The sequence below is a fragment of the Streptomyces sp. NPDC058758 genome (assembly GCF_042746075.1).
Taxonomy (GTDB): Bacteria; Actinomycetota; Actinomycetes; order Streptomycetales; family Streptomycetaceae; genus Streptomyces.
Genome location: NZ_JBHYPS010000018.1, coordinates 40487 through 57968 on the forward strand (window position 1 = coordinate 40487; position 17482 = coordinate 57968).

General features: G+C 72.1%; 15 protein-coding genes. 8 read left to right on the forward strand and 7 right to left on the reverse strand.

The annotated features are described in order from the left end of the window. Positions 1-77 precede the first annotated feature (77 nt). Positions 78-1508, reverse strand: coding sequence for a pre-peptidase C-terminal domain-containing protein (locus ACFW6A_RS21535; RefSeq protein ID WP_386642068.1), 1431 nt, complete (start codon positions 1506-1508; stop codon positions 78-80). A gap of 306 nt (positions 1509-1814) precedes the next feature. Here ACFW6A_RS21535 and ACFW6A_RS21540 point away from each other — a divergent pair, with 306 nt between their 5' ends. The 6 genes from ACFW6A_RS21540 to ACFW6A_RS21565 all read left to right on the forward strand — a co-directional run bounded on the left by ACFW6A_RS21540 (position 1815) and on the right by ACFW6A_RS21565 (position 8179). Further along, complete coding sequence (locus ACFW6A_RS21540; protein ID WP_351846226.1) at positions 1815-2756, forward strand: ABC transporter substrate-binding protein; 942 nt, start codon at positions 1815-1817, stop codon at positions 2754-2756. Between the two features lie 2 nt (positions 2757-2758). Next, positions 2759-3724 carry an amino acid ABC transporter permease gene (locus tag ACFW6A_RS21545; RefSeq protein WP_351846229.1) on the forward strand — a complete coding sequence of 322 codons (966 nt, stop codon included), beginning with the start codon at positions 2759-2761 and terminating at the stop codon, positions 3722-3724. A gap of 8 nt (positions 3725-3732) precedes the next feature. Next, positions 3733-4485, forward strand: coding sequence for an amino acid ABC transporter ATP-binding protein (locus tag ACFW6A_RS21550; protein ID WP_351846344.1), 753 nt, complete (start codon positions 3733-3735; stop codon positions 4483-4485). Beyond that, complete coding sequence (locus ACFW6A_RS21555) at positions 4482-5699, forward strand: M20 family metallopeptidase (protein WP_351846232.1); 1218 nt, start codon at positions 4482-4484, stop codon at positions 5697-5699. Before ACFW6A_RS21550 ends, ACFW6A_RS21555 begins: the two co-directional genes overlap by 4 nt. A gap of 125 nt (positions 5700-5824) precedes the next feature. After that, positions 5825-7117, forward strand: a complete 1293-nt coding sequence (locus ACFW6A_RS21560; protein ID WP_351846235.1) for a cyanophycinase — start codon at positions 5825-5827, stop codon at positions 7115-7117. Positions 7118-7222: 105 nt separating this feature from the next. Continuing rightward, positions 7223-8179: an ABC transporter substrate-binding protein gene (locus tag ACFW6A_RS21565; RefSeq protein ID WP_351846239.1), complete on the forward strand. Its 957-nt coding sequence runs from the start codon at positions 7223-7225 to the stop codon at positions 8177-8179. Positions 8180-8242: 63 nt separating this feature from the next. Here ACFW6A_RS21565 and ACFW6A_RS21570 read toward each other — a convergent pair whose 3' ends face one another. Continuing rightward, positions 8243-9418 (reverse strand): MurR/RpiR family transcriptional regulator, encoded by a 1176-nt coding sequence (locus ACFW6A_RS21570; RefSeq protein ID WP_351846243.1) that lies wholly within the window; start codon positions 9416-9418, stop codon positions 8243-8245. On the opposite strand from ACFW6A_RS21570, the gene ACFW6A_RS21575 reads away from it, so the two are divergent. Next, the gene (locus tag ACFW6A_RS21575) at positions 9417-9596 is read left to right on the forward strand and encodes a DUF6480 family protein (RefSeq protein WP_351846245.1); all 180 of its coding nucleotides are present in this window, start codon (positions 9417-9419) and stop codon (positions 9594-9596) included. The genes ACFW6A_RS21570 and ACFW6A_RS21575 overlap by 2 nt on opposite strands. A gap of 176 nt (positions 9597-9772) precedes the next feature. On the opposite strand, the gene ACFW6A_RS21580 is transcribed toward ACFW6A_RS21575, so the two are convergent. From ACFW6A_RS21580 to ACFW6A_RS21590, 3 genes are read right to left on the reverse strand one after another with little or no spacing between them, the layout of a single operon-like run. Beyond that, complete coding sequence (locus tag ACFW6A_RS21580; RefSeq protein ID WP_351846248.1) at positions 9773-10804, reverse strand: NAD(P)/FAD-dependent oxidoreductase; 1032 nt, start codon at positions 10802-10804, stop codon at positions 9773-9775. Continuing rightward, the gene (locus ACFW6A_RS21585) at positions 10801-11316 is read right to left on the reverse strand and encodes an isoprenylcysteine carboxylmethyltransferase family protein (protein WP_351846250.1); all 516 of its coding nucleotides are present in this window, start codon (positions 11314-11316) and stop codon (positions 10801-10803) included. Before ACFW6A_RS21585 ends, ACFW6A_RS21580 begins: the two co-directional genes overlap by 4 nt. Before the next feature lie 9 nt (positions 11317-11325). Next, positions 11326-12462, reverse strand: coding sequence for a type III polyketide synthase (locus tag ACFW6A_RS21590; protein WP_386642077.1), 1137 nt, complete (start codon positions 12460-12462; stop codon positions 11326-11328). 45 nt (positions 12463-12507) lie between these two features. Between ACFW6A_RS21590 and ACFW6A_RS21595 the strand changes: the two genes are divergently transcribed. Then, the gene (locus tag ACFW6A_RS21595) at positions 12508-13368 is read left to right on the forward strand and encodes a UbiA family prenyltransferase (RefSeq protein ID WP_351846254.1); all 861 of its coding nucleotides are present in this window, start codon (positions 12508-12510) and stop codon (positions 13366-13368) included. Between the two features lie 400 nt (positions 13369-13768). Here ACFW6A_RS21595 and ACFW6A_RS21600 read toward each other — a convergent pair whose 3' ends face one another. Next, on the reverse strand, positions 13769-14773 hold the full coding sequence (locus tag ACFW6A_RS21600; protein WP_386642081.1) for an NAD-dependent epimerase/dehydratase family protein: 1005 nt from the start codon (positions 14771-14773) through the stop codon (positions 13769-13771). A 1118-nt stretch (positions 14774-15891) separates the two neighbouring features. Further along, a complete protein-coding gene (locus ACFW6A_RS21605; RefSeq protein WP_351846255.1) occupies positions 15892-16980 on the reverse strand; it encodes a helix-turn-helix transcriptional regulator in 1089 nt (362 codons plus the stop codon). Positions 16981-17482 lie beyond the last annotated feature (502 nt).

The following is a 17482-nucleotide window of genomic DNA, read 5'->3' on the forward strand; positions in this document are numbered from 1 at the left end:
CGAGGAGGGGCGGGAGAGGCCGTGCCCGGCGATCCGGCCGCACGTCGCGGTCCGGACGCCGGGCACCTGCCGGTCCGTCAGCTCTTCGTCACGTCGCAGCCGTAGGATGCCGTTCCTGAGCCGCTGTAGGCCTCCACGTCGAGGTAGTAGGTGCCCGTTCCGGTCGCGGTCCTGGTGAACGACAGGGACTCGTCGGTGCCCGCCCCGTCGTTCACGGACCGGGTCAGGGTGCTGCCGTTCGCGTCGAGCCAGTACGCGTCGGCGTCGTAGGCGGTGGGCACGGCGCAGTTCACCGAGACGGTCTGGCCGGCCGCCACCGAGACCTTGAAGTAGTCACGGTCACTGGTCGACTTCATGTTGCCCGTGAGGGTGCCGGGCGAGGCGAGCGCGGTGGCGTCGTCGGCCGTGTCGCGCGTGTCGTTGGGCTCGCTCTCCGCGAGCGTGGCCCCGCCGCCGCCCTGGGCGCCGCAGTCGGTCACGGGGGTGCCGTTGTAGAGGTTGGCGTCGGCCACGCCGTTCGTGACGCTGCGCAGGTAGTAGCCGCAGGTGGGGCGGTTCTTGAAGTCGAAGGTGGAGCCCGGTGTCAGGCGCCAGATCTTGAAGCCGCTGTAGGTGAGCGGCTTCCTGTCCACGGCCTGCTCCGGCTGGTGGTCGGCGAGGACCACGTAGGCGTCCTTGCCGTACTGCGTCGCCATGCCGTTGCGGTCGAGGAACAGGGACCCGCCGCCCTCCTCCACCCCGACGCCCCACGCGGAGCCGCCGGGCGCGAGGCCGTCCTTCACGGCGCGGGCCAGGAAGGACATGGTGCGGCCCATGCGATCGCGTGTGACGAAGTGGGAGTCGTTGATGACGGCCCCGTAGTTCGCCCATGCGAACATGCCGGTGGTGAAGCTGACGTACCGGTCGTAGGGGTTGGCGAGGGCTTCCGCGCTGGTGACGCTGCCGTTGCAGGCGTCGTAGACGATCGGGCTGTTGATGTGGTGGCCCGCGCTGCCGCCGCCGGAGCCGCCGCCCTTGGCGACGACCGCCTCGACGGAGGCCTCCAGGGCGGTTCCCTTCCAGGCGGCGTAGCGGCACTGGTCGCCGCCGGCGAAGTAGACGAACTCGGCGTTGCGGACGTCCGTGTTCACCTGGCTGTTGTTGCCGTCGGACGCCGTCGTCAGCGTCCACGTCGTACAGGAGTTGACGCCGGCCAGTCCCGTGATCGTGTCGCACTCCGGAGTCCTGCTGCCCGACGTGGGCGCGGACCCGGCCAGGACGACCACGTCGAGGCTCCCGGTGCCGCCCCTGATGTCGTCGATGGCGCGGGTCATCGAGGCGGTGACGATGCCGCCGGCGCCGTTCATCGTGAACGCCGGGCCGTTCCACGACGCACGGGTGACGTCGGCCGTGCTGCCGAGCCGGATCCGGTCGGCCGCGGCATGGGCCGGCTGATGGGCCGTCAGCGCCGTGACGACGGCGGCGAGGCCGACGGCGGCCGAAGTGAACCTGGGCGAACGAAGTGACATCTGCGCTCCAAGGAGGGGGCTGTGGGTTCCGCCGCGGCCTCGTGCGGGGCGGGCGGCTGGTTGCGGAACATACAAGTAATGGAAATGAAGCGGAAGATGTAAGAGGAATCCCACCTCTCCTTGGCTTCTCTTCCGGAAGGACATGGGTGTAAAACGCCCAGATCATGCTTTTTCTGGTTGCGAAGCGCGCGTTACATGAACGTAATGACTCTTACATCTAGCCATTCAGCACATGGATCTGTAACTTCCCTGCTGTGTCTGACGGCCAGATTCCGTCGGCAGGAAACCACCGAGAGGTTCCACGCGATGAACGCTCGTATCGCACGCCCCACCGCGGCCACCGCCCTCGCGGCGGCCATGCTCGTGTCCCTGTCCGCCTGCGGGGGCGAGGAGGCCGCCGCCCCGTCCGGCAAGGTCGTGGTCGCCGGCGTGGAGATCGTCAAAAACCAGAAGCTGCACGACCTCCTCCCGGAGAAGATCAGGAAGGCGGGGGAGGTCCGCGTCGCGACCGACGTCCCGTACCCGCCGTTCGAGATGTTCGTGAAGGAGGGCGAGCCGACGCTGACCGGCCTGGACTACGACCTCGGCCAGGCCCTGGGCGCCAAGCTCGGCGTCAGGTTCGCCTTCACCCCGCAGAAGTTCGACGGCATCGTCCCCGCCATCCAGGCCGGCAAGTTCGACGTCGCGATGTCGGCCATCACCGACAACAAGGAGCGGCAGAAGGTCGTCGACTTCGTCGACTACTCCCAGTCCGGCTCCGGCGTCCTGGTCGCCGAGGGCAACCCGTCGAAGGTGACCACCCTCGACGACCTCTGCGGCCGGAAGGTCGCCGTCCAGACCGCGACCAACCAGCTCGACCTCCTCAAGGAGCACCAGGCCGCCTGCGAGAAGGCCGGCAAGGGGAAGATCGACATCCAGACCTTCCCCAAGGACTCCGACGCCCAGCTCGCCCTGCGCTCCGGCAAGGTCATCGCCCAGGTCCTGACCAAGCCCGCCGCCGGGTGGGTGGCCAAGACCGCGGACGACGGCAAGGCCTTCGACCTCGCGGAGGACCCGGCCGCCCCCGGCGGCTACAACGCCTCGCCCAACGGCATCGCCGTCAGCAAGGACCTCCCGCAGCTGACCGAGGCGATCCAGAAGGCCCTCCAGGAGCTCATCGACGACGGGACCGTCGTCGCCGTGTACGGCACCTACGGAGTCGCCTCGATCGCCATCAAGGAAGCCACCAAGAACGCGGCGGTGGACTAGAGATGTCCGGCACCCTCAAGACTCCGGAGCGGACCACCGCCATGCACCCGCCACTCGGCGCGGAACTCGAGATCGTCCCCGTCCGCAACTACGGACGCTGGATGGCGGCGATCGCCTCACTGGCGGCCCTGGTGGGCCTCGTCGGATCCCTCGCCAAGAACGACAACCTGCGGTGGGACGTCGTCGGCGACTACCTCTTCGCCGACCTCATCTTCGACGGCCTGGCCACCACGCTCTGGCTGACGGCCGCCGCCATGCTCCTCGGCCTGGCGCTCGGCACGCTCATCGCGGTGATGCGGCTCTCCTCCAGCCCCGTGCTCTACGGTCTCGCCAACGCCTTCGTCTGGGTTTTCCGCGGCACCCCCCTGCTGGTCCAGATCATCTTCTGGGGCTACGCCGCGGCGCTGTACAAGTACGTGAAGATCGGCATCCCCTTCACCGACATCACGTTCTTCCAGGCCGAGACCAACGCCCTGCTCACGCCGGCGATCGCGGCTCTCCTCGCCCTCGGGCTCAACGAGGCCGCGTACGCCTCCGAGATCGTCCGCGCCGGCATCCAGTCCGTCGACCCCGGTCAGGCCGAGGCCGCCCACTCGCTCGGCATGCGTCCCGCCCTCACCATGCGCCGGATCGTGCTGCCCCAGGCCATGCGCGTGATCATTCCGCCGATGGGCAACGAGACCATCAACATGCTGAAGATGACCGCGCTCGTCTCGGTCATCTCGGCCCACGACCTGATGTCGAACATCCAGGACGTGTACGCCCAGAACTACCAGGTCATTCCCATGCTGGTGGTCGCCAGCATCTGGTACCTGGCCCTCGTCACCCTCCTCGGCGTGCCCCAGGCGTGGCTGGAGCGGCGCTACGGACGCGGCACCACGCGCGCCGGTCACGTCTCGCCCTTCCGGCGCCTGCTCGGCGGAACGGTGGAGCGGTTCGGCAAGAACAGCAAGGAGCAGAACCGATGAGCACCCCCATGGTGCGCGCCGAAGGCGTCCGCAAGCACTTCGGGAGGCTGGAGGTCCTCAAGGGCATCGACCTCACGGTCGGGCGCGGCCAGGTCTGCTGCCTCCTCGGTCCCTCCGGATCGGGAAAGTCCACCTTCCTGCGCTGCATCAACCACCTGGAGAAGGTCGACGGCGGCCGCCTCACCGTCGACGGAGAGCTCGTCGGCTACCGCCAGCAGGGCAACAAGCTCCACGAGCTGCGCGAACGCGAGGTCGCCGACCGTCGCCGCGACATCGGCATGGTCTTCCAGCGTTTCAACCTCTTCCCCCACATGACCGCCGTCGAGAACGTCATGGAAGCCCCCGTCAAGGTCGGGTCGGTTCCCAGGGGCGAGGCCCGCGAACAGGCCCAGGCCCTCCTGGAGCGGGTCGGTCTCGGAGACCGGTCGCACCACTACCCGGCCCAGCTCTCCGGCGGGCAGCAACAGCGCGTCGCCATCGCCCGCGCCCTCGCCATGAAGCCGAAGCTGATGCTCTTCGACGAGCCGACCTCGGCCCTCGACCCCGAACTCGTCGGCGACGTCCTGGACGTCATGCGGCAGCTCGCCGCCGACGGCATGACCATGGTCGTCGTCACCCACGAGATCGGCTTCGCCCGCGAGGTCGGCGACACCGCCGTCTTCATGGACGAAGGCGTCGTCGTCGAAGCCGGCGACCCCCGGCAGGTCCTCGTCGACCCGGAGCAGGAGCGCACCCGCGCCTTCCTGTCCAAGGTCCTGTGAGCGCCCCCACCCGCCGGCAGAAGAAGATCGACCACTTCCTCGACCTGGCCCAGGCCCTCCGCCCCCGCTACCTGCACGACCTCGAACAGCTCGTCTCCGTCGACTCCGGCTCCTACAGCGCCGACGGCGTCAACCGGGTCGCCGACTGGACCGAACGCCGGCTCGCACGGCTCGGCTTCGACGTCCAGCGCGTGTGCTTCCCGACCCCGCCCGGAGGGCACCGGACCGGCGACGCCCTCGTCGGCCGCAAGCGCGGCGCACTGCCCGAGGCGGAGGGAGGCCGCAGGATCCTCCTCGCCGCCCACATGGACACCGTCTTCGAGGACGGCACCGCGGCCGCCCGCCCCTTCAGGATCGAGGGCTCCACGGCGCACGGCCCCGGCGTCAGCGACGACAAGGGAGGGCTGCTCGCCGGGCTCACCGCCCTGGAGATCCTCGGCGAGTGCGGCGTCGACGCGTACGACGAACTGGTCTTCCTCGCCACCCCCGACGAGGAGATCGGCTCTCCCGCCAGCCGCACCCTCATCGAGAACACCGCCAGGGGCATGCACCACGGCCTCGGCCTCGAATGCGCCAGGGAGAACGGCGACCTCGTCATCGCCCGCAAGGGAGTCGCCGACTTCCGCCTCACCGTCACCGGACGGGCGGCCCACGCCGGCATCGAACCCGAGCGCGGAGCGAACGCGGCCCTCGCCGCCGCCCACCTCACCGTCGCCCTCCAGGCCCTCAACGGCCACTGGGAGGACGTGACCGTCAACGTCGGCGTCGTCCGGGCCGGCACCCGCGCCAACATCGTCTGTCCCCGGGCGGAACTGCGCATCGAGGTCCGCGCCGCCACGACGGCCGACATCGAACGGGTCACCCGGTCCATCCGGGAGGCCGCCACGCACCCGGGGGTCCCCGGCGTCACCGTCGAGGTCGAGCGGCTCGACCTCTGCCCGCCCATGGAGGACACCCCCGCCTCCCGGCGCATGCTCGACCACGCCAGGCGAGCCGCGCACGCGGTCGGCATCGAACTCGGCGCCGCCGCGACCGGCGGAGTGGGCGACGCGAACCTCATCGCGGGCGCCGGAGTCCCCGTCCTGGACGGTCTGGGGCCCGTCGGGGGCGCCGACCACACCCCCCAGGAATGGCTCGACCTCACCAGCGTCCCCCAGCGCGTCGCCCTGCTCGCCGGCCTGATCGCCTCCCTCGGCGACGCCGGCACCACCTGAACGGCCTCGGCGCCCAGCGCGAGGCCCGTCCTCCCCGCACCGGCAGCACCGGGCGGACCGACACGGCGCGGTCCGCCCAGCGGGCGGACGCGTCCCACCACCCCTCTCCCGACCCCGGAGGCCCCATGCGCACCCCACCCCTTCCCGCCCGCCGCACCGTCCTCGCCTGCGGCCTCGCCGTCGCCCTGCTCACCGGCGCTTCCGCCGCGCACGCGCAACCCGGACAGGACCGGACCCCGGCGGGCTCCCTCGTCCTGGTCGGCGGGGCCCTGAAGGAGAACAACACCCAGATCTACGGGGAGATCATCAAGCGGGCCGGCGGCGCGAAGGCCCGCATCGGCGTCATCACCGCCGCCTCCGTGCCCGAGAGCCAGGACCCCCACGCGGGCGACCCCGACCTGTGCAGCAACTCCGCCTGCAACGGTGCCTACTACGCCGGTCTCTTCGAGCGGCACGGCGCCGCCGACGCCGAGTGGATCCCCCTCGACGTCGACCACGTCGCCAACGCCGACTCGGACGCCGTCGTCGCCCAGGTCGAGTCCATGACCGGCTTCTTCTTCGGCGGAGGCGACCAGTACCGCTACGTCACCACGCTCCTGCGCGGCGACGGCCACGAGGACTCCAAGGTCCTCGCCGCCATCCGCGCCAAGCTCGCCCACGGAGCCGTCGTCGCCGGGTCCTCCGCGGGAGCCCAGATCGCCTCCGGCCCCGACATGGTCAGCGGCGGCGAATCCTACGAAGCCCTCCGGGACGGCAGCGCGCCCGGCTACTTCGACGACCCGACCCGCCTCGGGTACCTGCCCCGAGGCGGCTTCGGCTTCCTCCGCTCCGGCCTCGTCGACACCCACACCGGCGCCTACGGCCGCGAAGGCCGCGCCCTTCGTCTCGCCTCCGACACCGGCCACGACCGCGTCTACGCCCTGGAGGAGAACACGGCGCTGGTCGTCGACCGGCCCGGCACCCGCCGCGAGAGCCTGACGGTCCTCGGCCCGAACGGCGTCGCCGTCCTCGACCTGCGCGACAGCCGCGCGCACGACTCCGCGAACGGCTGGACCCTGCGCCGCGCCCGATACAGCTACCTCACCGACGGCGACCAGTACGACGCCCGCACCTGGACCGCGCGCATCGCCCCCGCCAAGCAGCCCCTGAGCCCCGTCGGCACGGCGCCCGTGCCGGCCAACGGCGACATCTTCCACTCGGTCGCGAACCCGGACGGCAGCGCCTACTCCTTCCGGACCACCGCCCGGGCACTCGCCTCGACCCGCGCCCAGAACAGCGCGACCGCCACCACCTTCGAGACCGGACCGCGGTTCACGGTGACCTTCACCAAGACACGGGAGTCCGCCGCCTTCACCGACGACGGCACCACGGCCAGGAGCCTCCTCGGCCTGCGGATCGACATCACGCCCCAGCGCTGAGCCGAACGGCCGGGCGGGCGCCCCACGCCGCGCCCGCCCGGCCGTTCCCGCACCGGGACGCCGTCCTCCTGCCACCCGCTCCTCTTCACCGAGAAAGGCCGCTCGATGCCCGCGCGTACCCGCACCGCACTCGTCTCCGTCGCCGCCCTGGTCCTCCTCGCCTCGGGATGCGGGGAGCCGCCCCGTACGCCATCCACCCCCGACGGATCCCGGACGGCCGGCCCGGTGGCCGTCCTGCCCGACCTCACGATCACCCCGGACCCCAGGCTCCACGCGATGCTCCCCGAGGCCATCCGCGCCGCGGGAACGGTCCGGGTCGCCACCGACGTCCCCTATCCGCCCTTCGAGATGTTCGCCGAAGAGGGAAGCGGCCGGATCACCGGAATCGACTACGACCTCGGCCAGGCACTCGGAGCCCGCCTCGGAGTCGCCTTCCGCTTCGAGGCGCAGAAGTTCGATGGAATCCTCCCGGCCGTCCAGGCCGGCAAGTTCGACGCCGTCATGTCGGCGATGACCGACAAGAAGGCCCGGCAGAAGTCCGTGGACTTCGTCGACTACATCAACGCGGGCCCCGGTTGGCTGGTCGAGAAGGGAAACCCCGAGAACATCGCCGTCGTGACCGATGTCTGCGGGAAGCCCGTCGGAGTGCAGACCGGCACCAACCACCAGAAGCTCCTGCAGCAGCGTCAGGAACTCTGCAGGGCGAAGGGCCTTCCGCCGATCGAGATCCTCGCCTTCTCGAAGGACTCCGAGGCGCAGCTGGCCCTCCGCAGCGGAAAGGTCGTCGCCGACTACCTCGACGAGGTCACGGCCGCCTACGTCGCCGCCGAGGCGGACGGCGGGAAGACCTTCTCCACCGTGACGGGCCGTCGCGCGGTGGGGGAGTACAGCGCCTCCCCGATGGGGATCGGCGTGTCGAAGGACCACCCCGGACTGAAGGAGGCCATCCAGGCGGCCCTGCAGTCCCTCATGGACGACGGCTCCTACCGCAAGATCCTCCTGAAGTACCGGGTCCCGAACATCGGGATCGCCGAAGCGACCGTGAACGGGGCGCTCGACTGACCCTCCCCGCCACCCGGCGGGGAGGGCGGGCCCGCCGCCCGGCTCCGCCCCGTCGGGTCCGCCTCACAGCAGACCGGTGCGCCGCGCGACCCTCTCGGCCTCCTTCATCCGCTCGTGGCCGTCGCCACCGATCCGGTCGAGGACGGCGGCGACGAGCGACTCGACGACGGCCAGCGCCGGCGTCAGGCTGTCGTAAGGGGAGTCGGAGGAGACCTGGGTGGTGAGGACGACGTCCCCGTGGGCCGCGGCGGGGGAGAGCCACGGGTCGGTGAACACGATGACCTTGCCGCCCCGCTCCCGCGCCAGCTCGGCGATGAGGGTCTTGTCCGCCTCGTAGCGCCGGTAGTCGAACAGCACCGTGACGTCCCGGCGGGCGAGTTGCGTGAGGAAGGACGTGCGCTCCACGTCCTTGTGGGGAACCAGGCTCACCTGGTCGCGGAACTGCATCAGGTGCAGGCCCAGGTACTCGGCCAGCAGGTGCGTGAAGCGTCCTCCCGCGAGGTGCACCCGGCGCCTGGGGTCGGCGAGGAGGCCCACCGCGTTCTCGAACTCGTGGGGTGCCAACTCGTCGAAGGTCCGGGACACCGCCTGCTCCACGAGCCCCGAACGCTCGCGCAGGGAGACCGCGGAGGAACCCCGCGGTGCCGGCGCCGTCCCCCCCTCCGAAGGGTCCGCCGCGGTGTAGAGGGTGATCGGCGAGGCGTTGCGCGCGTCGAGCTCCGCACGCAGGGCCGCCTGGAGGTCCGGGAAGCCCCTGTACCCCAACCGCGCGGCGCACCTCAGCACGGTGGGCCCCGAAACACCGGCACGATCCGCGATCGTCGCGACGGTCTCGAAAACCGCGGAAGGGTATCCCGCCAGCAGGACCCGTGCGACCTTTCGCTCCGCGGGGCTCAGCTCTCCGAGCCGACCGCGGATCTCATCGGCCAGGGTGGCGCTCATGGTCTTCCCTTCTCCGACGGGAGCACACCGAAGGCCGCGCACGGCCGACTGAGCCGTACGGCCCGGCCTCCCGCGTTTCAGAATGCCGAACTTCAGGCCGTAAATGTATCGTCCATTACGGATTCTGGACAGGGGATCGACGAGACCGCCTTCACCGCCGGTGACGGGACGCGGTGCCGCCCGGGGCCCGGAAGAGGCGATTCGACACAGGATCGACGCGTGCTGCGCACGCCGGGGGCCCGGGAGACGATGAGGCCATGAGGCGCACCGCCGCCCGCTCTGCGAGGGAGCAGCCATGACCGAACGGATCGTAGTCCCCGAAGAGACCCCGCCCGTGGAGGGATCGACGTCCTCGGCCCACCCGGAACGTGCCGACGGAGGCATCTGGGAGCATCCGACGGCATGGGTCTCCCTCATCATCGCCGGTGCCGCGCTGGTGGCGCTGTTCTTCGTGTTCCGTCTCGTCGCCCTCTGAGAGGGAACACGGGAGGATCGGGTCCGGACGCGGGCGGGGAGGACGGGCGGGGTCCCGCTCAGGGACTGCCGGTCGGCCCCCCACGGCCGTCCCGCCCCGGTGCCGGGCCGACGGGCGTCCGAGCCGGCGGTCACGTGACCGCCGGCTTTCGTGTGCGGGGGGAGTTCCCGACCTTCCTACGCCAGAGCGTTCACCACGGCGGCGAAGACGCGCGGCAGCCGCTCGGCGGCGGGCACGACGAGCGGAGCGAGCGTCCGCTGCTGTCGTGCCCGCAGCAGGGAGGTCGTCAGGAGCCTGTGACGGCGGGTCGCGCGTTTCCAGTCGCCGTCGTAGCGGTCCGGCGTGCCCCGGAGCACGTTGCCGACCAGCGCTTCTGCACCGATGAGGGCCAGGGAGACGCCCTCGCCCGTCAGCGCGTCGACGTACCCGGCGGCGTCCCCCACCAGCAGGACCCGCCCGTGGAGCCGGGTGCGGGTCTTCTGGCGCAGGGGGCCCGCGCCCCGCACCGCGCTGACGGCACTCTCCGCCGGCAGGCGGGCCGCCAGTTCGGGGAACCGTTCCAGCTGGGCGTCGAAGGAAGCGCGCCGGTCCGTCAGCAGCGCGACGCCCACGAGCCGGGGTCCGAGCGGGGTGACGTACGCCTCGCCCTGCGGTCCGCAGTGCACCTCGACGTACGAGGACCGTGGGGACACGGCGTAGTGGCGCCGCAACCCGTACCGGGGTCTCCCCCGGGAGCCGAGGCCGAGGCCGAGGGAGCGACGGATCGGCGAGTGCAAGCCGTCGGCGGCCACCAGCCACCTGCCGCGCAGTCCGGCGTCGGGCAGGGACACGCCGGCCGCGTCCTGCCGCACTTCCCCGACCCGTAGGGGCAGTACGGGAACACCCGCGGCGAGGACCGCCCGGTGCAGGAGGTCGTGCAGGTCGGTGCGCCGTACGCCGAGGCCGGGGCCGTGCCGGAACGCCGCGTGGACCTCACGGTGCCCCTGTACGTAACGGATCCCCCTGATCGGGTGGCCGGGGGCCTCCAGGCCGAGCGCGGCGAGGGCCCGCACCGCCCCCGGCATCAGGCCTTCGCCGCACGCCTTGTCGACGGGTGCGCGGCGCGGTTCGGCCACGACGGCGTCGAGACCGGCGCGCGCGGCGTGGAGAGCGGTCGCCAGGCCGGCGGGCCCGCCGCCCACCACGATCAGGTCGTGGTGCCGGCTCACGCGGGCACCGCCCGGCCGAGGGCCGCGTTCTCGGAACGGAGGCGGACGGTGAGCAGCGCCGCGTTGGCCGCGCTGAACACCGCCGCGCTCACCCACGCGGAGTGCACCAGGGGCAGGGCGGCGACCTCGGCCACGACGGCGGCGTAGTTGGGATGCCGCAGGAGACGATAGGGGCCGCCGGTGATCGGGCGGGTGCCGGGAACGACGATCACGCGCGTGTTCCAGTACGGCCCGAGCGTGGTGACGCACCACCAGCGCAGGGCCTGGGCCAGGAGGACCAGCGCCAGCATCGGCCATCCCAGGGCGGGCAGGAACGGCCGGTGGGCCAGCACGGGTTCGAGGACGCAGCAGAGCAGCAGGGCGGTGTGCAGGGCCACCATGACCGGGTAGTGGCCGCGGCCGTGCTCGACACCCGCGCGGGCGAGGGTCCAGGCGGCGTTGCGCCGGGCCACGACCAGCTCGACGACCCGCTCGGCGGCGACGGCCAGGACGAGGAGCGCGTACCAGAACATGAGGGCCCCTCACCAACGCATCAGGACGAACTCGGAGCAGAAGCCGGGGCCCATCGCCATCAGCAGGCCCCAGGTGCCGGGCTCGGGCCGGCGGGCTCCGTGGTGACTCTGCAGGACGTGCAGGACGGACGCCGAGGACATGTTGCCCAGGGCCGCGAGCGAACGCCGCGCACTGTTCAGGGCGTCGTCGGGCAGACCGAGGACCTCGGTCACGGCGGTCATCACCTTGGGGCCGCCCGGATGGCACACCCAGGCCCCGATGTCGTCGACGGTGAGTCCGTGATCGGCCAGGAAGGCCCGCAGGGGCGGCCCGAGGTGGTCCCGCACGACGGCGGGGAGACCGGCGTCGATCACGACGCGGAACCCGGTGGCCCCGATCTCCCACCCCATGAGGTGACCGGTTCCCGGGTAGAGGTGGCTGCGCGTGGCGACCACGGCCGGGCCGTCGCCGTCCCGCCCGGGGGAGTCGCGGCCGCGCGCGACGACGGCCGCGGCGCCGTCGCCGAACAGGGCCCCGGCCACGAGGTTGGCGGTGGAGTCGTCGCGCCGCTGGAGCGTCAGCGAGCACAGTTCCACCGTCAGCAGCACGGCGGTGTCGCCGGGGTGCCCGCGCAGGTAGTCGTGGACCCGGGCGAGGCCGGCCGCGCCCGCCACGCACCCCAGGCCGAAGACCGGGATCCGTTTCACGTCGTGACGCAGCCCCAGACGGCCGACCAGCCGGGCGTCGAGCGAAGGGGTGGCGACACCGGTGACCGAGTTGCACACCAGCAGGTCGACGTCGGCGGGTTCGAGCCCCGCCTCCCGCAGCGCCCCGGTGACGGCTTCCGCGCCCAGGTCCGTTCCGGCCTCGATCCAGGCGTCGTTGGACCGCCCGAAGTCTCCGAGTCCGGCGTACCGCTCGATGGGCAGGGCCAGATGACGCGTGCGCACGCCCGTCGAGACGTGCAGGCGGCGGAGCAGGACGCGGTCGGCTCCGGGCGCGAGGCACAGGTCGCCGATCGGCTCGGTCAGGTCTTCCTGGGCGTAGCGATGCGGCGGCACCGCGGTGTGGACGGCGGCGATCGTGGTCGCCGCCACCGGTGCGGGCGGCAGGCGCGGCGCGGGAGAGGCGGCTGCGGCATCAGGTGGGATCACGGGGACACGCATGGCGGGATGCCTACCTCGTTCCGGAAGCCTCACTACCTTGCGGAGGTGACTTTGCACCCGTCCGAGGTCTCCCCGCGGACGCCACTCCGCCTCTCGCCCCTGCTGCGTTCCTGCCACCTGGAGCCGGCGCTCGCCGTGTCGGTGTTCGCGACCGTGCTGGCCGTGGCGGCGGGCCGGAGCGCGGCGGGGGCGGCAGCGGTGGCCGGGGCGGTCCTGGCCGGCCAGCTCTCGGTCGGCTGGTGCAACGACGCGGCCGACGGGCAGCGCGACACGGTGGCCGGGCGCCGCGACAAGCCGGTGGCCGGCGGTGAGCTCCCGGCCAGGACGGCGGGCCTCGCGGCCGGGGCCGCCCTGGGGGCGTGCGTGCCGCTCTCCCTGCTGAGCGGGGCCGCGGCGGGAGGGGTGCATCTGGCGGGTGTCCTGGCGGCCTGGGCCTACAACCTGGGACTGAAGCGGACGGTGCTCTCGCCGCTGCCCTATGCCGTGGGCTTCGGCTCGCTTCCCGCCTTCGTCACCCTCGGCCTTCCCGGACAGCCCTGGCCCGCCTGGTGGGCCGTGACGGCGGGGGCCCTGCTGGGGGTGGGGGCGCACGTGGTGAACGTGCTTCCCGACATCGAGGACGACCTGGCGACCGGAGTGAGGGGGCTGCCGCAGCGGCTCGGCCGTGCGGCCTGCCGATGGTCGGCACCGTCGCTGATGCTGGCGGCCGTGGGAGTGCTCGCCGCAGGGCCGCCCGGAGCCGCCGGCGCCCCCGGCCGGGCCCTCGCCGCGGCTGCCGGGACCGTCGCGGTCCTCGGGACGGCGCTGCCTTCGGCCGCCGAGAGCCGATGGCCCTTCCGGGCGGCGATCCTGGTGGCGGCAGTCGCCGTGAGCCAGCTCCTCCTGAGCGGCTCCGACATGGCGTGAAGCGGGAAGCGGCCCGACGACCGGCGCCGGCCCGAGGCCTCGATTCCCGGCCCCGTCCCCGGAGCGCCCCGCACCGCGAGCGGGTCCGCCGCTCTTCCGGCCCGGCGAGAAGGCCCACGACCCGCAGGGCGACAGGAGTGCCCGCGTCCCGAGGGCGTCGCCGAGCGGTTCCGCCCGCACCCGGAGGCGGGGGCCGGGGCCGACGGGGGCCACCGAGGCCTGGCCGGCGACGTCCCTGCCCGGGCCGGCGATGTCCCTGCCCGGGCCGGCGATGTCCCTGCCCGGGCCGGCGATGTCCCTGCCCGGGCCGGCGATGTCCCTGCCCGGGCCGGCGATGTCCCCGCCCGGGCCGGAGCGCCGCACGACCCCGCCGGCCGTTCGGAGGCGGGGCCGAAAGGGCTCAGCGGGCGACCGGCTCTCCGGGCCGGGCGGTGGCGGGGGCGGCGCCGGCGGTCCGCTCGCGGAACCAGGCGACGGTCAGGGCCAGGCCGTCGGCGAGCGAGGTCCGCGGCTGCCAGGCCAGCAGGTCGCGGGCGAGCGTCAGGTCCGGGCGGCGGCGGCCGGGATCGTCCTGCGGCAGCGTGCGGTGCTCCACGGGCGGGACGGTCGCCGTCCCGCCCGCCGCCCGCGCTATCTCCGTGGCGAGCTCCAGCACGGTCCGCTCCTCCGTGCCGCCCAGGTTGACCGGCCCGCTCGCTCCGCCCAGCGCCAGCGCCAGCAGCCCTTCCACCAGGTCGTCGACGTAGCACAGGGTGCGGGTCTGGAGCCCCGAGCCGTACACGGTCATCGCCTCGCCCGTGAGGGCCTGCCGCACGAAGTTCGGGATGATCCGGCCGTCGTCGGCCCGCATCCGCGGCCCGAAGGTGTTGAAGATCCGGGCGATGCCCGTGTCCACCCCGTGGCTGCGCCGGTAGGCCATGGTGAGCGCCTCCGCGTAGCGTTTCGCCTCGTCGTAGACCGACCGTTCGCCCACCGGGTTCACATGGCCCCAGTAGCTCTCCCGCTGAGGGTGCTCCGCCGGGTCGCCGTACACCTCCGAGGTCGAGGCCAGGACGAACCGGGCTCCCCACCGCCGGGCCACCTCCAGCGCGTGCTCGGTCCCCCTCGAACCGGCCCTGAGCGTCTCCAGCGGCGCCTTCAGATAGGCGACGGGCGACGCCGGAGAGGCCAGGTGGAACACCAGGTCCACCGGGCCGGTGCTCCACAGCGGCTCCGGTTCCGCGACGTCGCCCTCCACGAAAACGAATCCCGGATCGTCCGTCAGGTGCGCGATGTTCTCCCGCCGGCCGGTACTGAGATTGTCGAGACAGACGACCCGGAAACGTTTTCGCAGCAGGCTTTCGCACAGATGCGACCCGATGAATCCGGCCCCGCCCGTCACCAGCGCTTGCCCGGTCAATGGCACGCAAAGCCTCCGCTCGGTTTCGATGGATGGGCTGGTCCCGGAACATGCTTGTGAAGGGCCGGACGGCCGGTCAACCGGCCTGCAGCAAGTTGCCGCGAGAGCCGAAATGGCAGCAAGCTGCCAGCGTTCCCGCATTGTTGGGCGGGGCTTGGGTGAATAGCGTGCGCCGGGTATACCGGAACAATGGTGGGGGTGTGCCTTGGAAAGCGGCAGCCGTACGAAGCAGATGATTCCCGCGGTGCACGTCAATTGGACCGGGCCGCACCGCCTGGGCTGGCGGCGCCAAGGGCTCGGATTCCGGGAGGAGGTCGAACGTCCCTACGAACTCCCGCCCGAGGAAATCGTCACCACCGTGCACAGCGTCCTGGCCTGGCGGGCGCACCACGGCCCGATGCACCTGATCACCGACGACCTGGGCGCCGCCTATGCCGCCGAGCAGAACCTCTCCGGCCTCTACGACCGGGTCGACACGTCCCTCGCCGGGCTGGACCGCCTCGACATCGATCCGCTGCTCTACCCGACGGCGGGCAAGATGTACGCCGCCACGCTCCGCCCGGCGCCGTTCGCCGTCATCGACACCGACCTGTACATCCGCCGCCCGCTGGACCTGGGCGGGGGCCACGGCTTCGGGTTCGCCCACTGGGAGACCGTGGACAACGCCGTCTACCCGGACCCGCGGACCCTGCCGGCGCCGGACGGAACCGACGTCCACACCGGGAAGTTCGACACCCTGGCCGCGAACATGGCCATCACCCTCCTCTTCGACGACCGCCACCGGCAGGAGTACGCACGCGCCGCCCTGGAGTTCATGACCGGCAACTCCGCCCCCCACGAAGGACTCCCCATGGCCCGCGCCCTCTTCGCGGAGCAGCGCGTCGCCCCCGCCGTGGCCCAGGCGATGGGGCTCGAACTCCGGCCCGTCACCCAGCGGTTGTGGAAGGTGGACGAGGGGCTGTGGGACGGCCCCTCGTACGCCGCCGACTTCCACCACACCTGGCACCAGAAGCACGTGCTCCGGCAGTTCCCCGAGCTCCGGCCGGCCTACCTGCGCTACCTCCTGGAGGACCTGCTGTGGCGCCACCCGGCCTCCGACGAGATCCTGCTCGCCGTTCCGGCGCTCACGCCGCACCATCGGCTGATCCGGTCCACCCGAGAGGATCTCCGGGCTCACGGTCCGACGACTCAATGGCCGGCACCAGACCCAGCGAGTGCGCCTCCACGCCTGCCTGGAACCGGCTCGCCGCGCCCAGCGACTGCATGATCTCCGAGATGTGACGGCGGCAGGTCCGCACCGACAGGCCGAGCCGGCGGGCCACCGCCTCGTCCTTCGCCCCGCCGGCCAGCAGGCGCAGGATGCTCTGCCGCAGGTGACCGGCGATCTGGTGGTGGTCCTTCTCCGACGGCGGGAACGGGCTGCCCTGGGACCAGGCGGTGCGGCAGACGGCGGTCAGCAGGGCCACGATCGCGGGCTGCAGGATCATCACCGTCGTGCCGACGCCGGCGAAGGGGGAGCCCTGCCCGGAACGGCCGGGGACCGACATGAAGCAGACGTCGTCGTCCAGCACGAAGAGGTGGGCGGGGAGTTCCGCGGCGGTCCGGAAGTCTCCGCCGGCGCTGCCGAGCCGTTCGACCATGGACCGGGTCGGCGCGTGGGAGAGCGCACCGTGCTGGAGCACCCCGCGCAGCCCGACGCCCCGGCCCAGGGCCTGGGCGAGCAGCGCCGCGGCCGTCTCGCGGAACGGCCAGGGCCGGTAGTCGTCCGGGTGGAGGACGTGGACCTGCGTGCGGCACGCCGCGAGGCGTTCGGCGAAGGTGGCGGCGAGCCGCGCCGGATCGTCGATCACGTCGACGTGGTGCCGCTCGTCGCAGGCGCCGGTCGCCGTCCGGTGCACGGGGATCAGCGACTGCAGCTGGGTGCGCAGCCGCTCCGCCGCCGCGGCGCTGCGCCGCGCCTCGTCCTCCAGCGGAAGGACGAGCCTGTCCATGGCCAGACGCGGTTCCACCGCACGCCACGCACCGGGCCGGCCGGGTGCCCTCTCCGCGACGCACAGCTCCGTCAGGACCCGGTAGATCTCGTTGATCCGGTCGGGGCCGATTCCGAACCGGCGGCACAGGTAATCGTCGTCACGCCTGCCGTGTTCCAGCAGGTGCCGATAGGCGGCGATGGCCAGCATATCGAGGCGCGTAGATATCTCGGCGGTCTGCAACCTTTTTCTCCCCCAGCCTTGAATGCTCATTCAACACTCGATGAAGAGTCCGGGATCGACTGCATGCGGCCAGTCAACCTGGATTGTCGTCGATACCGGCAATGACCGATTTATGCCTGACGTCGATCACTGACGTGATGGTAGGTGCCCGGGTTCGCTCCATCAATACTGCGCAAGGGTTTGCAGCATGTTGCGCCGATGCCCGCGGCAGGCGGGAGGGGGGTGGGTGCGGGGGAGTAAACCCGCTGGTGGAAGCTGGCAGGAAGTTGCCTGGCAGCTTGTTGCGGCGAGCTGTGAGCGGTTTTCCGGAATGATTTGTTCCGGGTCGCGACTCTGCGGGGGGCGGGGGAGGTGTGGGGGAGCGGGGCGGTGTCCGGACGGCGGGGTCTTTCTCGGCCTCGCCGTGACCGCCGACATTTTCGCAGGTCAAAGGCTGGGGATCGGCCGCCCGTGAGAGTTCGTGGTCCGTCCCGCGCGGCGGAGGGGCGGCGGGAGCGGAGCC

Excerpts from the sequence above, each read along its gene's own strand:
- ACFW6A_RS21560 (WP_351846235.1), top strand. The coding sequence starts at position 5,825 with ATGCGCACCCCACCCCTTCCCGCCCGCCGCACCGTCCTCGCCTGCGGC.
- ACFW6A_RS21575 (WP_351846245.1), top strand. The coding sequence starts at position 9,417 with ATGACCGAACGGATCGTAGTCCCCGAAGAGACCCCGCCCGTGGAGGGA.
- ACFW6A_RS21570 (WP_351846243.1), bottom strand. The coding sequence starts at position 9,418 with ATGGCTGCTCCCTCGCAGAGCGGGCGGCGGTGCGCCTCATGGCCTCAT.
- ACFW6A_RS21540 (WP_351846226.1), top strand. The coding sequence starts at position 1,815 with ATGAACGCTCGTATCGCACGCCCCACCGCGGCCACCGCCCTCGCGGCG.
- ACFW6A_RS21545 (WP_351846229.1), top strand. The coding sequence starts at position 2,759 with ATGTCCGGCACCCTCAAGACTCCGGAGCGGACCACCGCCATGCACCCG.
- ACFW6A_RS21585 (WP_351846250.1), bottom strand. The coding sequence starts at position 11,316 with ATGTTCTGGTACGCGCTCCTCGTCCTGGCCGTCGCCGCCGAGCGGGTC.
- ACFW6A_RS21535 (WP_386642068.1), bottom strand. The coding sequence starts at position 1,508 with ATGTCACTTCGTTCGCCCAGGTTCACTTCGGCCGCCGTCGGCCTCGCC.
- ACFW6A_RS21565 (WP_351846239.1), top strand. The coding sequence starts at position 7,223 with ATGCCCGCGCGTACCCGCACCGCACTCGTCTCCGTCGCCGCCCTGGTC.
- ACFW6A_RS21550 (WP_351846344.1), top strand. The coding sequence starts at position 3,733 with ATGGTGCGCGCCGAAGGCGTCCGCAAGCACTTCGGGAGGCTGGAGGTC.
- ACFW6A_RS21590 (WP_386642077.1), bottom strand. The coding sequence starts at position 12,462 with ATGCGTGTCCCCGTGATCCCACCTGATGCCGCAGCCGCCTCTCCCGCG.